We start from the raw sequence: 13,233 nt of genomic DNA, 5'->3' as shown, positions 1-13,233 counted from the left end.
TTGAGCGGCGCCCGTGCGGGCCGGCTGAGGGCTCCGCAAATCGTCACAGCTTCACCCTCCGCAGCCTAGCTGCATTGGCGATCACGCTGACCGAGGACAGCGCCATGGCGGCGGCGGCGATGATCGGCGACAGAAGGATGCCGAAGAACGGATACAGCACCCCGGCCGCGATCGGCACACCCAATGCGTTGTAGATGAAGGCGAAGAACAGGTTCTGGCGGATGTTGCCCATGACCGCTTCCGAGAGCTTGCGCGCCCGGACGATGCCGGTCAGATCACCCTTCAGCAGGGTGACGCCGGCGCTTTCCATCGCCACATCGGTGCCGGTGCCCATGGCGATGCCGACATCCGCCGCAGCCAGCGCCGGCGCGTCGTTGACGCCATCGCCGGCCATTGCCACCACCTCGCCCGCCGCCTTGTGCCGCTGCACGACCGCGCTCTTCTGATCTGGCAGCACCTCGGCCTCGACCTCGTCAATGCCAAGCTGACGGGCGACCGCCTTTGCGGTGGTCCAGTTGTCGCCGGTGAGCATGACAACCCGGATCCCTTGCGCCTTCAGCGCCGCCAGCGCCTCGGGCGTCGAGGGCTTGACCGGATCGGCGATGGCGAAGATCGCGGCGACGCGGTCGTCCACGCCCATGAAGATCGCGGTCGCCCCATCCTCGCGCAGCCGGTCGGCCTCGTCGGCCAGCGGCGCCACATCGACCCCCTGTTCGGCGAGGAATTTGGCGTTGCCGAGGGGGATGCGCTTGCCCTCGACCGTGCCATAGGCGCCCTTGCCGGTGGGCGAGTCGAAATCCGCAACCGGTGCGGTCGCGATGCCCCGTTCCTCTGCGGCGCGCACGATGGCGAGTGCCAGTGGATGCTCGCTGGCCCGCTCGACGCTGGCGGCAAGCCGCAGCGCCTCTTCTTCGGTGAACCCCGGCGCCGGCACGATGGCGGTGACGGCGGGGCGCCCTTCCGTCAGCGTGCCGGTCTTGTCCACGATGATGGTGTCGATCTTCTCCATATGCTCCAGCGCCTCGGCGTTCTTGATCAGCACGCCCGCCTGTGCGCCACGGCCGACGCCGACCATGATCGACATCGGCGTTGCCAGCCCCAGCGCACAGGGACAGGCGATGATGAGGACCGACACTGCGGCAATCAGACCGAAGGAGAAGCGCGGCTCCGGCCCCCAGAACGACCAGGCGATGAAGGCGAGCACCGCGACCACGATCACCGCCGGGACGAACCAGCCTGACACCTGGTCGGCAAGCCGCTGGATCGGCGCACGGCTTCGCTGCGCCTCGGCGACGAGCTGGACGATCTGCGACAGCATGGTGTCGCGGCCGACCTTCTTCGCCCCGATCACCAGCGCGCCGGACTGGTTCATGGTGCCGCCGATGGCGGTGGCGCCGGCCTCCTTGGTGACCGGCATCGACTCGCCCGTCACCATCGATTCATCGACGGCGCTGCGGCCTTCCAGCACCTCGCCATCGACGGGCACCTTCTCGCCGGGCCGGACCCGCAACCGGTCGCCGACCTGAACGGTATCGAGCTGCACCTCCTCCTCGGTGCCGTCGTCACGGATGATCCGGGCAGTCTTGGGGGCAAGGTCGAGCAACGCCCGGAGCGCGCCGCTGGTGCTCTCGCGGGCGCGCAGTTCCAGCACCTGCCCGAGCAGGACAAGGACGGTGATGACCGCCGCCGCCTCGAAATAGACCGCGACCGAGCCGTCGGCTTGCCGGAACTGGTCAGGAAAGATGCCGGGCGCAAGTGTCGCCACCATGCTGTAGACCCAGGCCGCCCCGGTGCCCATGGCGATCAGGGTAAACATGTTGAGGCTGCGGTTGACCAGCGACTGCCAGCCGCGCTGGAAGAAGGGCCAGCCCGCCCAGAGGACGACCGGTGTCGCCAGCAGCATCTGGATCCAGTTCGACGTCCGCTGGCTGATGAGGTGGTCCAGACCGAGAAGGTGGCCGCCCATCTCCAGCACGAACACCGGCAGCGTCAGCACCAGACCGATCCAGAATCGGCGCGTCATGTCGATCAGTTCTTCGTTCGGTCCGGTATCGAGGCTGACCAGCACCGGCTCCAGCGCCATGCCGCAGATCGGGCACGACCCCGGGCCGACCTGCCGGATCTCGGGGTGCATCGGGCAGGTGTAGGTCGTCCCCTCGGGAACCGGTTCTGCCTTGGCCTCCGTCGCCGAAGGGTCGACGTAGCGCTCCGGATCGGCCAGAAATTTTTCCCGGCACCCGGCCGAGCAGAAGTAATACGGTCGGCCGCCGTGGTCGGTCCTGTGGGCGGTGGTGTGGGGGTCGACCATCATGCCGCAGACCGGGTCCTTGACCTTGTGGGCTGTGTCCGACGCGGCGGCGTGGTCATGCGTGTGATCGTGCCGATGATCGTTGGCCGAATGAGCGCGGTTCTGGTGATCGTGTTCGATCTTGCTGTTCATTTTTACGCCTCCTCGGCGTTTCATCCTGAGCTTGCGTTTCACCTGTTCTGCACTTTCCAACCGCTGGAAGGTCAAGAGGCGATCAGGAGGCTTGGAATATTGCCCTTTGCAGATTTCCCGCTGGGGGCGCTGGCATGGGCGCCCCCAGCATCATACGATCATGCGCTGATGGTAAATTCGGTCATCATGCCGGTCTCAAGATGCGGCATGTGATGGCAATGCAGCATCCAGCGCGCGGCCTCGCCGGCGTCGAGCGCTACATCGACCATCGACATCGGCGGCACATAGACCGTGTCGCGCAGCGCGCCCCGGACGGCACGTCCGTTCAGCCCGACGACCTGGAACACATGCCCATGCAGGTGCATCGGGTGACCCATCATCGACATGTTATGGAATGACAGCACCACCCGCTCACCGCTGCGCGCGGCTATTGGGCGATGCTGGCCCCAGACGGCCCCGTTGATCGTCCAGACATAGGGCTGCATCGTGCCGCCCAGCATCACCATGTGGCTGCGGTCCACCGGACGATCCGGCAGGGCGTCGGCGGCGATCAGGCGCTGCTCCTGCGCAAGGTCGGTGTCGAAGGCGGGGGCTTCGGCCTCTGCCATGGGGTCGATGCGCCGGACCTCGGCGCCCTGCGTAGCAAGGATCAAGCCAGTGCGCTCGGGCGCGCCTTCCCGCAGCGCGAGGATCGGCCAGGCGCCGCCTTGCTGCGGCAGATCGATCTCCAGATCGAGTCGCTGGCCCATCGCCAGGCCGAAGCGCGTTCCCGGAACCGGCTGAACCGCATGTCCGTCCACGGCGACCAGCCGGGCCTGCGCGGTGCCGGTCTCGATCCAGAACACCGTCGCAGCGGCGGCGTTGATCACCCGCAGGCGGATGCGCCCGCCGCGTTCGACCTGCACCACCTCGGGGTCGGACAGCGTGCGGTCATTGGCCAGATAGGCGTCCCAGTCGTAATCGTTGAGGTCCATCGCCATGCCGCCCGCGGCACCCATGCCCGCCATGCCGCCCATCGCGCCGTGATCCATGCCCCCCATCGGCATGTTCCCCATGGCGCCATGATCCATACCCGCCATGCCGCCCATGCCCGCGCCATGGTTGCCTCCGTGACCACCTGCGGTCCCGTGGCCATCGAGGATCTCGGCCATCACTTCCTCGGGCGCCTTGAACGAGAAATCATGCAGGAACAGCACCACCTCCTGCCGGTCGGCGGCGACGTCCTCAGCGCTGCGCACGATCAGCGGTGCTGCCAGAAGGCGCATCTCGTGCAGCGGCACATGCGCGTGCATCCAATAGGTGCCGGGCAGCGGCGCGAAATCATAGCTGCGTGTCTCGCCGGGGGCGAGCATCGGCAAGGGCATGTCGGGCACGCCATCCTGTGCGTTGGGCGGGATCTGGCCGTGCCAGTGGATCAGCGTGTCAACATCGAGATCGTTGTGCAGATCCACCCGGAACCGCGCGCCAGGATCGAGCGTCAGGCCCTGCCCAGCCAGCCCGGCCAGACCCCAGACGGTGGCGGCGCGACCGTCGATATCGATCACCCGGCTGGCGGCGTGCAAAGGCAGCGGGGCCAGACCCTGCGCCGCCGCGATCCGGGGCAGATGCGCAGAGGCCAGCACGGCGGCACCAGCGGCAAGAAAGCCGCGTCGTGAAAGGGTATTCATGGTCGTCTCCTCGGGACAGCAGTCCCGTTCATCAAAACCGATAGGACGCCGCGGGCCTCGTGGCCCGGACGCGATCAGAGGAGACGGAGCTTGGGAGGGCGTTCGTTCAGCCCGGGTGCCCGACTGGCGAGGATGACGCCGGTGGGGAAGTCATGGCCGGCAGGCGCGTAATCACGGCCCGAGCCTTCGCTCGGCGGGGTCAGGAAGACCGAAAGACCTACGCACAGCAGTTCACAGCTTTCGGCGTCGATCGATCCGCAGTGCTGATCGCCATCACAGGAATGGTCGCTGCCGGCCGCAATCTGCATTATCTCGCTGACATGCGCCGCGTGATCGGGCTCTGTGCTCAAGCCCGCCGCATGCGCGGACGTCACCGTCGTCATAACGGCGATCGCGAGTACGGCAAGCATGGCAACAAGGCGCGAAAACATGCCGGAAAGATAGGCGCTGGTCACGGGAATGTCCATTGCCTCCAGCGTCGCGCCTCTGGCAGAAATTCATCCTCGGCATGTATCCAATAGAAATTCCTCGCCATCAATCATGCAACTCATGCGCAAAGAACTCCGCGATATTCTGTGGCTCGGGTTGCTCCTCGGCGGCCTGATCCTGGCGATCTTCGTCGGATGGTATCAGGTCCGTACTGCGTCCACCGCCGCGGCGTCTGCAGAAGTCATCGAACAGGGCCGGCAGGTCTATGCGGATCAATGCGCGTCCTGCCACGGTGCGCAGCTTGAGGGGCAGCCCGACTGGAAGACGCCGCTTCCGTCCGGGCGTCTCCCGGCGCCACCGCACGATGCCGGCGGCCACACATGGCACCATCCCGATGACATCCTGTTCCGCATCGTCAAGGAAGGCACGGCCGCCATTGTCGGGGGCGGCTATGAGAGCGACATGCCGGGGTTTGCCGATGTCCTCGGCGACGCCGAGATCCGGGCTGTCCTCGCCTATATCAAGAGCACCTGGCCGGAGCGCGAACGGAGTTACCAGGAGAGCGTGTCACAGGCAAACTAGCTATTCCAGTTGAGCCGACGGGCGTGCAGGCGGATCATGCTGAGCTTGCACGAGCGCTAGCAGCGAAAACAACGACTTAGGTGGAGAAGGTTGTCTTTCAGACCCATCCCCTCCGCCATATCGCCGTCAAGCCATTGTTTCACCGTTTTTTTTTCGCAATGATGCCTCGTCATGCCCCTGATCGCTTCCCCAGTTCGCTGCCGGATCGCCATGGCCGGCGCGGGAGGCAAGAGATGGGTCAGCGCCAGCAGACGGCGGCGGATTGCGCCTCGTGCGCTGTAAACATGGTGGCCAGCCATTCGGCGTTTCGATTGGAGCCGGGTGGAATGCGGGGCTTTCCCCAAGCCCGCTTGTCCGGCAACAGATAAGAATGAGCGGCGCATTCCATGCTGGCCGGAAAAGGCGCTGGCGGGCGAGGGTCGGAGCAGGAACGGCAGGTGTTCGGCTAGAACCCGGCCCTCTCGCCGGACTGGGCGGGCCTTCGTCACTGTCGGAGATGGTCCGCAGGATCAGTGGGAGGGCAAAAGCATGAACAAGCTGATGCTGGCTATCGCCGCCGCGGCTCCTCTTCTGCTCTCCGGTTGCGGCGCCATCGACTATTACAGCGGCAACAACATGGATTATTACCACGCGGGCTAACGCTGCCTTTGCAGGGCCGATCCAATCCCGGGGGCCCGTTGGGACAAGCTGGCACCCCCAGCGCCGCCCGCCTTGACGGCTTTCTTGCGAAAACGGCCTGGGCGCATTGCGCGGCCTTGGTTGCCGGCGCGGTCGTATCGTCTGATCGCCGTACGCTCGACCGTTTCCGCAATCTCCTGCGAGAGTCATGGAACCGACGGGTCTTGCGAGTTTTTCGATGCACGGCCCCGCATGGGCGTGTCCTGGCCTTCGCAAGGGCCATGCGCATGCACGGATCAACTGCAAAGAGCCGTCTCGAGATCTCGGGATTTTCATGGTGCTGTGAGAGAGGATTGAACTCTCGACCTCTCCCTTACCAAGGGAGTGCTCTACCACTGAGCTACCACAGCATCGTGGGCGGGGCTTTAGACCGACTGGGCGAAGGGTGCAAGGGGGGAGTTGGAAAAAATCCAACTTCGCCGTTCGTTGCCGATCGCCGCGGCGGCGACGGTGCCGCCGCTGGACGCAAGCCGGCAAGGGCGCTAACAGAAAGACATGACAAGAACACCCCGCGATCCCAAGGGCGATGCACGCGAAGCGCGGCTCAAGGCCGCGCTGCGGGCCAATCTTGCGCGGCGCAAGGCACAGGGGCGTGCGCGGACGGGGGCATCGGACGAGACGACGCAGAACGAGCAGCACGGGCCAGAGATGCCGCCGAACGGACAGGCGCCCGGGAACGAGGAATAGATGGACCAGATCATTGTAAGGGGGAACGGGCCGCTCAAGGGCGAGATCCCGATCACCGGCGCCAAGAATGCCTGCCTGGCGCTGATGCCGGCAACGCTGCTGACCGACCAGCCGCTGACGTTGACCAATGCGCCGCGGCTGTCGGATATCCGCACCATGACCGCGCTGCTGCAATCGCTGGGGGCGGAGGTCGCCAGCCTCCAGGACGGGCAGGTGCTTGCGCTGTCGAGCCATGACCTGACCAGCCACCGGGCCGATTACGACATCGTGCGCAAGATGCGCGCCTCGATCCTGGTGCTGGGGCCGATGCTGGCGCGCGACGGCCATGCCGTTGTCTCGCTGCCCGGCGGCTGCGCCATCGGCGCCCGGCCGGTGGACCTGCACCTGCGCGCGCTCGAGGCGATGGGGGCCGATCTCGACCTGCGCGAGGGCTATGTCCATGCCAAGGCGCCTTCGGGTGGGCTCAGGGGCGCGGTGATCGACTTCCCGCTGGTTTCGGTCGGCGCGACCGAGAACGCGCTGATGGCGGCGACGCTGGCGCGGGGCACGACCGTCATCAACAATGCCGCGCGCGAGCCCGAGATCGTGGACCTGGCCGAATGCCTGCGCCGCATGGGCGCGCAGATCGAGGGCGAGGGAACATCGACCATCACCGTCGAGGGCGTCCAGGCGCTTGGCGGCGCGACGCATCCGGTGGTGACCGACCGGATCGAACTGGGCACATACATGCTGGCCCCCGCGATCTGCGGAGGCGAGGTCGAATGCCTTGGCGGCCGGATCGACCTGGTCGCGGCCTTCTGCGAAAAGCTGGACGAGGCCGGCATCGAGGTGGTCGAGACCGGGCGGGGGCTGAAGGTTTCGCGCAAGAACGGCCGCGTGCGCGCGGTCGACGTGGTGACCGAACCCTTCCCGGGCTTCCCCACCGATCTCCAGGCGCAGATGATGGCGCTGCTTTGCACCGCCGAGGGCACCTCGGTGCTGGAGGAGAAGATCTTCGAGAACCGCTTCATGCATGCCCCGGAACTCGCGCGCATGGGCGCCCGGATCGAGGTGCATGGCGGCCATGCTACCGTCCACGGCGTCGAAAAGCTGCGCGGTGCCCCGGTGATGGCGACCGACCTGCGCGCCTCGGTCAGCCTGATCCTTGCCGGGCTCGCCGCCGAGGGCGAAACCATCGTCAGCCGCGTCTATCACCTGGATCGCGGCTATGAAAAGGTGGTGCGCAAGCTGCGCGGCGTCGGCGCCGATATCGAACGCATCAAGGAGGTCGCCGATGGCTGACGCCCGCTTTACCGACGCCGATCCCGCGCCGCTGGCGCTTCTGGCCAGCGATGCCGAGGATCTGACCGTGATCTCGGCCCTGGTGCAGGACGCGATCCTGCCGGTGACCGAGATCGCCTATGACAGCCGCCACCGGCAGCTCGCGCTGCTTTTGAACCGCTTCCGCTGGGAGGATGCCGAACTGGCCCGCCGCGACGGCCGCCCCTATGAGCGGGTGCGCTCGGTATTGCTGGTCTCCGACGTGCGCCGCGTGCTGAGCGACGGGATCGACCGCAAGGACAAGGACCTGATCCTGGAACTGCTGACCCTGACATGGCAGGCGGGCGAGGACGGCACCGGCCTGCTGCTTCTGGAATTCGCCGGCGACGGCACGCTGGCGGTCGAGGCGGAGTGCCTGAATGTTGAGTTGCGCGACGTGACCCGGCCCTATGTCGCGCCCTCGCGTCACGCGCCGCAACATCCCGACAGTTGATCCCGCCGCGCCTTCCGGTCGGGGACGGCGCTGGTTGCCTGGCCGCATGAGTATTTGGAGAACGAAGAAGAGAGCTTGGCTTCTCTGTTCCCTAAATACTCGAATCCCGTCATGCAACCGGCGCTGAACGGGCAGGTTCAGCAGTGCCATAGCCGCTTGAGCCCCTTGCCCGCAGCCGCTAACAAGGTCGGGTCATTGAAGGCCCGACCCATGCCCATCCATCTTTCGACCGCCCAGCCCGATTTTGCCGAACGCTTCGCCGCGCTTCTTTCGATGAAGCGCGAGGATGCGGCCGATGTGAACGATGCCGTTGCGTCGATCATCGCCGATGTGCGCGGCCGGGGCGATGCCGCGCTGGTCGAGTTGACCGGGCGTTTCGACCGTCTGGCACTGACGGCGGAAACGCTGGCCTTCTCGAAGGACGAGATTGCCGCGCAAACGGCGAAGGTCTCGGCCGAGGATCGTGCCGCGCTGGCCATGGCGGCAAGCCGGATCCGGGCCTATCACGCCCGGCAGATGCCCGACGATCTCAACTGGACCGATCCCGAAGGCGCAACGCTGGGCTGGCGCTGGACGCCGGTCTCGGCCGCCGGTCTTTATGTGCCGGGCGGGCAGGCGAGTTATCCCTCCTCGGTCCTGATGAATGCCATTCCCGCGCGCGTGGCGGGGGTCGAGCGGCTGGTGATCTGCGTGCCGACGCCCGACGGCGTGGTGAATCCGCTGGTGCTGCTGGCGGCGGAGCTTGCCGGCGTGGACGAGGTCTATCGCATCGGCGGTGCGCAGGCGATCGCCGCCATGGCCTACGGCACCCGGACCATCCGCCCGGTGGACAAGATCACCGGGCCGGGGAATGCCTATGTGGCTGCGGCCAAAAGGCAAGTTTTCGGGCGCGTCGGCATCGACATGATCGCCGGCCCCTCCGAGGTGCTGATCATCGCCCAAGGCGAGCAGAACCCGGAATGGCTGGCGCTGGACCTGCTGGCGCAGGCCGAGCATGACGCCGATGCCCAGTCGATCCTGATCACGCCGGACGAAACCCTGGCCCGCGCCGTGGTCGCCGAGGTCGAGCGGATCCTGCCTGCGCTGCCGCGCGCCGAGGTGGCCGGGGCGAGCTGGCGCGACTATGGCACGGTGATCGTGACACGCGACCTCGACGAGGCGGCGGCGCTTTCCGACCGGCTGGCGCCCGAGCACCTGGAGCTTTGCGTGGACGATCCCGAGGCACTGGCGGAAAAGACCCGCCATGCCGGGGCGATCTTCCTGGGCGGCTGGACGCCCGAGGCGGTGGGAGATTATGTCAGCGGCCCGAACCATGTCCTGCCGACGGCTCGTTCGGCACGCTTCTCCTCGGGCCTGTCGGTGATGGATTTCCTCAAGCGCAGCACCATCGCCAGGCTTTCGCCCGAGGCGCTGGCGGCGATCGGCCCGGCGGCGGTGCGGCTGGCCGAGTCCGAGGGGCTGTCGGCGCATGGCCGTTCGGTCTCGGCGCGGCTGGCGGTTTTGAACGGGGGGCAGGGATGAGCCAATCCGCGAACCGGCTGTGCCGGATCGACATCGACGACAGTGCGCTGCCGCCGCCCTCGCCCGAGATCGAGCAGGACCGGCGCGTCGCGGTCTTCGATTTGCTGGAAGACAACAGCTTCACCTTGCCTGGCCGCGAGGGGCAGGACGTTCCCCCCGGCCCCTATGCGTTGGCTCTGGCGGTGCGCGAGAAGCGGCTGGTTTTCGACATCGCCACCGAATCGGGCAGCAAGGTGGCCGAGTTCCACCTGTCGCTGGGCCCGTTCCGGCAGACGGTCAAGGACTACTTCCAGATCTGCACCAGCTATTTCGATGCGGTCAAGCGCCTGCCGCCGGCACAGATCGAAGCCATCGACATGGCCCGGCGCGGCATCCACAACGAGGGCGCCCGCACCCTGCAAGAGCGGCTGGAGGGCAAGGCCGAGGTCGATATCGACACCGCCCGGCGCCTGTTCACCCTGATCTGCGCCTTGGTTCCGGGGTGATTCGTGGCCGGACCGATTCCCCATTCGGTGCTGTTCTGCTGCGACCATAACGCCATCCGTTCCCCCATGGCCGAGGGGATGATGAAGAAATTCTACGGCCGTGCCGCCTATGTGCAATCGGCCGGCGTCAAGAACGACATGGAGATCGACGGCTTCGCCATCGCTGTCTGCAAGGAGATCGGGGTCGAGCTTTCGACCCATCGCTCGCGTTCCTTCGAGGAGATGAAGGCTTGGGGCGACGACCTGACCAGCTTTGACCTGGTGATCGCCCTGTCGCCGGCCAGCCAAAGGCAAGCCCTTGAACTAACGCGAGTTTCTCATCTGGATGTGGAATACTGGCCGATCATGGACCCCAGCGGCCTGGCAGAGGGGCGCGAGGCGAAACTGGCGCTTTACCGCACCGTGCGAGACCAGATCCGCAAGCGGATGATCGAACGCTTCGGCCCACCGATCGAGGCTTGAGGAAAAAGCTCTCGCGCTAACGGAATCTTAGCCTATTGGGGCAATCCTGCCGGAAATCCTTTGCGGGAGTTTTCCGGAATGACTGAAATCCAGCGGCTTCACCACGACCTCGAATGGGCCATGCGGGCGATGGGCACGCATCGCGCGGTGCTCATCCTCGATCTTGCGGGCCATATCGTCGCGGTAAACCAGAGTTATCTCGGCATGTGCGGCTATCGGCGCGAGGAATTGATCGGCCGGCCGGTGGCGATCCTGCTGGACCCCTCGGAGAAGGGTCCGAACCGGCTTTGGCGCATGCTTGAGACGCCGGGCGGGTGCGACCTGCGCTTGCCTGGGCTGGCGCAGGTCGCCAAGTCTGGGCGACGCTTCCGGGCCGATGCCCGCCTTTGCCCGATTCACGACGATGACGGCCATATCTGCCTGAACGTGCTGTTCCTGCGCGAACTGGCCGAGGGTGCGGGGCCGATGCGGCTGGACCTGCCGGGGATGGCCGATATGGCGCAGATGATCTGCCTGCCGGCGCGCGCGCCGGCCGAGTCGTGGCTGCAACGATACGGCCAGTCCCGGGACGGTATCGCCATCCGCCCCGTGGCGTGTTGTGAGCATTGATGGAGGCCGCCCGCCTGCAGGGCAAAGGGCGGTGGCCGTCAGACGACGACCGCCGCGCCCTCGGTCGCCGGCCCGACATGGCGACGGAAGGCGGCGAACAACTCGCGCCCCAATCCCTCGGCCGAATGCGAGGGGTCATGTTCGGCCGGCTGGCGATCCTCGAAGCCGGCGGCGAGGCAGGACAGCGTGCCGCTTGCCGCATCCAGCCGGACCAGGTCGCCGTCGCGCAGCCGCGCCAGCGGTCCGCCATCTGCCGCCTCGGGCGAGATATGGATCGCGGCGGGAACCTTGCCCGAGGCGCCGGACATGCGGCCGTCCGTGACCAGCGCCACCCGCAGGCCGCGATCCTGCAGCACGGCCAGCGTGGGGGTCAGCGAATGCAGTTCGGGCATGCCATTGGCACGCGGTCCCTGGAAGCGGACGACGACGATCACGTCCTCGGTGAACTCGCCGCGCTTGAAGGCGGCCTTCACTTCTTCCTGGTCGGAAAACACCCGGACGGGGGCCTCGATGACATGGCGCTCGGGCGCCACGGCCGAGACCTTGATGACCCCCCGGCCCAGGTTGCCGGAAAGCTGCTTCAGCCCGCCTGTCGGGGCGAAAGGATCGGCGGCCGGGCGCAGGATCTTGTTGTTCAGCGTCTCTCGCGCGCCTTCGACCCATTCGATCCGGCCGTCCTTCAGCCGGGGTTCGTGGGCATATTGGTCCAGGCCGCCGCCGGCGATAGTGCGCACGTCCTGATGCAGCAGCCCGGCATCCAGCAATTGGCCGATCATGTAGCCAAGGCCGCCGGCGGCATGGAAATGGTTCACGTCGGCCAGCCCGTTGGGATAGACCCGGGCCATCAGCGGCACCGTCTCGGACAGGTCGTGGAAATCCTCGAGGTCCAGGATCACCCCCGCCGCCCGCGCCATGGCAGGCAGGTGCAGCACCAGGTTGGTCGAGCCGCCGGTCGCCATCAGTCCGACGATGCCGTTGACGAAGGCGCGTTCGTCCAGCACCTCGCCTGCCGGCAGGTAGTCGTTGCCCAGCCGGGTGATCGCGGCCGCGCGCTGGACCGCGGCGCTGGTCAGCGCATCGCGCAAGGGCGTGTTCGGATTGACGAAGCTGGAGCCGGGCAGGTGCAGGCCCATGAACTCCATCAGCATCTGGTTGCTGTTCGCCGTGCCGTAGAAGGTGCAGGTGCCGGGCGCGTGATAGCTGGCCATCTCGGCCGCCATCAGCGCCTCGCGGCCGACCTCGCCGGTGGTGAACTGCTGCCGGACCTTGGATTTCTCGTCGTTCGGCAGGCCCGAGGGCATGGGACCGGCCGGGACGAAGACCGCCGGGATATGGCCGAAGGTGCCGGCGGCGATGATCAGCCCCGGCACGATCTTGTCGCAAACGCCCAGATACAGCGCCGCGTCGAATGTGTCATGCGTCAGCGCCACGCCCGAGGCCAGCGCGATCACATCGCGCGAGAACAGCGACAGCTCCATCCCCGGCCGGCCCTGCGTGACGCCGTCGCACATCGCAGGCACGCCGCCCGCGACCTGCGCCGTAGCGCCTGCGGCATGGGCCGCCTGCCGGATCAGGTCGGGATAGCGCTCATAGGGCTGATGGGCCGAGAGCATGTCGTTATAGGCGGTGACGATGCCGATGTTCGGCTTGCGCGTGGTGGCGAGATCCTGCTTGTCCGGCATGGCGGCATAGGCATGGGCCTGGTTGCCGCAGGACAGATGGGCGCGGCGCGGCCCTTCCTCGGCGGCGCGGGCGATCTTGGCCAGATAGGCGCTGCGGCTTTTTGCAGAACGCTCGCGGATGCGGTCGGTCACCCGGTCGATGGTGGCGTGCAAGGTCATGGCTGGCGTCTCCTTTGCTGCCAATCTATCCTGTTAGCGGTAACATTGCAACCGGCCCGCTCTTGCCCGCGGGCGCCTG

The 13,233-nt window shown here is 66.7% G+C and carries 12 protein-coding genes and 1 tRNA gene; 8 read left to right on the top strand and 5 right to left on the bottom strand.

What is annotated here, in order from left to right; genetic code table 11:
- Positions 1-43: 43 nt before the first annotated feature.
- The 3 genes from QPR87_RS03660 to QPR87_RS03650 form a co-directional block, all read right to left on the bottom strand.
- Positions 44-2,440, bottom strand: a complete 2,397-nt coding sequence (locus tag QPR87_RS03660) for a heavy metal translocating P-type ATPase (protein ID WP_104492426.1) — start codon at positions 2,438-2,440, stop codon at positions 44-46.
- A 158-nt stretch (positions 2,441-2,598) separates the two neighbouring features.
- Complete coding sequence (locus tag QPR87_RS03655; RefSeq protein ID WP_104492423.1) at positions 2,599-4,107, bottom strand: multicopper oxidase family protein; 1,509 nt, start codon at positions 4,105-4,107, stop codon at positions 2,599-2,601.
- Positions 4,108-4,181: 74 nt separating this feature from the next.
- Entirely contained in the window at positions 4,182-4,562 is a 381-nt protein-coding gene (locus tag QPR87_RS03650) for a hypothetical protein (protein WP_231964697.1), read from the bottom strand.
- A 94-nt stretch (positions 4,563-4,656) separates the two neighbouring features.
- On the opposite strand from QPR87_RS03650, the gene QPR87_RS03645 reads away from it, so the two are divergent.
- Positions 4,657-5,118 carry a c-type cytochrome gene (locus tag QPR87_RS03645; RefSeq protein WP_104492637.1) on the top strand — a complete coding sequence of 154 codons (462 nt, stop codon included), beginning with the start codon at positions 4,657-4,659 and terminating at the stop codon, positions 5,116-5,118.
- Between the two features lie 953 nt (positions 5,119-6,071).
- Here the strand turns inward: QPR87_RS03645 and QPR87_RS03640 are convergent.
- Positions 6,072-6,146, bottom strand: a tRNA-Thr gene (locus QPR87_RS03640).
- A 145-nt stretch (positions 6,147-6,291) separates the two neighbouring features.
- Here QPR87_RS03640 and QPR87_RS03635 point away from each other — a divergent pair.
- The 7 genes from QPR87_RS03635 to QPR87_RS03605 all read left to right on the top strand — a co-directional run bounded on the left by QPR87_RS03635 (position 6,292) and on the right by QPR87_RS03605 (position 11,313).
- Entirely contained in the window at positions 6,292-6,483 is a 192-nt protein-coding gene (locus QPR87_RS03635; RefSeq protein WP_041529909.1) for a hypothetical protein, read from the top strand.
- Positions 6,484-7,764: a UDP-N-acetylglucosamine 1-carboxyvinyltransferase gene (murA, locus tag QPR87_RS03630; protein WP_011748250.1), complete on the top strand. Its 1,281-nt coding sequence runs from the start codon at positions 6,484-6,486 to the stop codon at positions 7,762-7,764.
- Complete coding sequence (locus tag QPR87_RS03625) at positions 7,757-8,236, top strand: DUF2948 family protein (RefSeq protein WP_285048357.1); 480 nt, start codon at positions 7,757-7,759, stop codon at positions 8,234-8,236. The genes murA and QPR87_RS03625 overlap by 8 nt, the downstream gene beginning before the upstream one ends.
- 210 nt (positions 8,237-8,446) lie before the next feature.
- Positions 8,447-9,757, top strand: coding sequence for a histidinol dehydrogenase (gene hisD, locus QPR87_RS03620; protein WP_230999168.1), 1,311 nt, complete (start codon positions 8,447-8,449; stop codon positions 9,755-9,757).
- Positions 9,754-10,242, top strand: coding sequence for a UPF0262 family protein (locus QPR87_RS03615; protein WP_011748247.1), 489 nt, complete (start codon positions 9,754-9,756; stop codon positions 10,240-10,242). The genes hisD and QPR87_RS03615 overlap by 4 nt, the downstream gene beginning before the upstream one ends.
- A 3-nt stretch (positions 10,243-10,245) precedes the next feature.
- Positions 10,246-10,704 (top strand): arsenate-mycothiol transferase ArsC, encoded by a 459-nt coding sequence (locus QPR87_RS03610; protein ID WP_285048355.1) that lies wholly within the window; start codon positions 10,246-10,248, stop codon positions 10,702-10,704.
- A gap of 78 nt (positions 10,705-10,782) precedes the next feature.
- Positions 10,783-11,313 carry a PAS domain-containing protein gene (locus tag QPR87_RS03605; RefSeq protein WP_285048354.1) on the top strand — a complete coding sequence of 177 codons (531 nt, stop codon included), beginning with the start codon at positions 10,783-10,785 and terminating at the stop codon, positions 11,311-11,313.
- Positions 11,314-11,351: 38 nt separating this feature from the next.
- On the opposite strand, the gene edd is transcribed toward QPR87_RS03605, so the two are convergent.
- Complete coding sequence (gene edd, locus QPR87_RS03600) at positions 11,352-13,154, bottom strand: phosphogluconate dehydratase (protein WP_285048353.1); 1,803 nt, start codon at positions 13,152-13,154, stop codon at positions 11,352-11,354.
- Positions 13,155-13,233 lie beyond the last annotated feature (79 nt).

This window comes from Paracoccus sp. SSJ (assembly GCF_030234105.1).
GTDB lineage: Bacteria > Pseudomonadota > Alphaproteobacteria > Rhodobacterales > Rhodobacteraceae > Paracoccus > Paracoccus denitrificans.
The sequence above is the reverse complement of the archived record's forward strand: the minus strand, read 5'-3'. Positions and strand labels throughout refer to the sequence as shown.

Bases quoted from the DNA above. Each gene is read 5' to 3' on its own strand.
- QPR87_RS03660 (WP_104492426.1), bottom strand. From the start codon at position 2,440: ATGAACAGCAAGATCGAACACGATCACCAGAACCGCGCTCATTCGGCC.
- QPR87_RS03655 (WP_104492423.1), bottom strand. From the start codon at position 4,107: ATGAATACCCTTTCACGACGCGGCTTTCTTGCCGCTGGTGCCGCCGTG.
- QPR87_RS03645 (WP_104492637.1), top strand. From the start codon at position 4,657: ATGCGCAAAGAACTCCGCGATATTCTGTGGCTCGGGTTGCTCCTCGGC.
- QPR87_RS03635 (WP_041529909.1), top strand. From the start codon at position 6,292: ATGACAAGAACACCCCGCGATCCCAAGGGCGATGCACGCGAAGCGCGG.
- murA (WP_011748250.1), top strand. From the start codon at position 6,484: ATGGACCAGATCATTGTAAGGGGGAACGGGCCGCTCAAGGGCGAGATC.
- QPR87_RS03625 (WP_285048357.1), top strand. From the start codon at position 7,757: ATGGCTGACGCCCGCTTTACCGACGCCGATCCCGCGCCGCTGGCGCTT.
- hisD (WP_230999168.1), top strand. From the start codon at position 8,447: ATGCCCATCCATCTTTCGACCGCCCAGCCCGATTTTGCCGAACGCTTC.
- QPR87_RS03615 (WP_011748247.1), top strand. From the start codon at position 9,754: ATGAGCCAATCCGCGAACCGGCTGTGCCGGATCGACATCGACGACAGT.
- QPR87_RS03605 (WP_285048354.1), top strand. From the start codon at position 10,783: ATGACTGAAATCCAGCGGCTTCACCACGACCTCGAATGGGCCATGCGG.
- edd (WP_285048353.1), bottom strand. From the start codon at position 13,154: ATGACCTTGCACGCCACCATCGACCGGGTGACCGACCGCATCCGCGAG.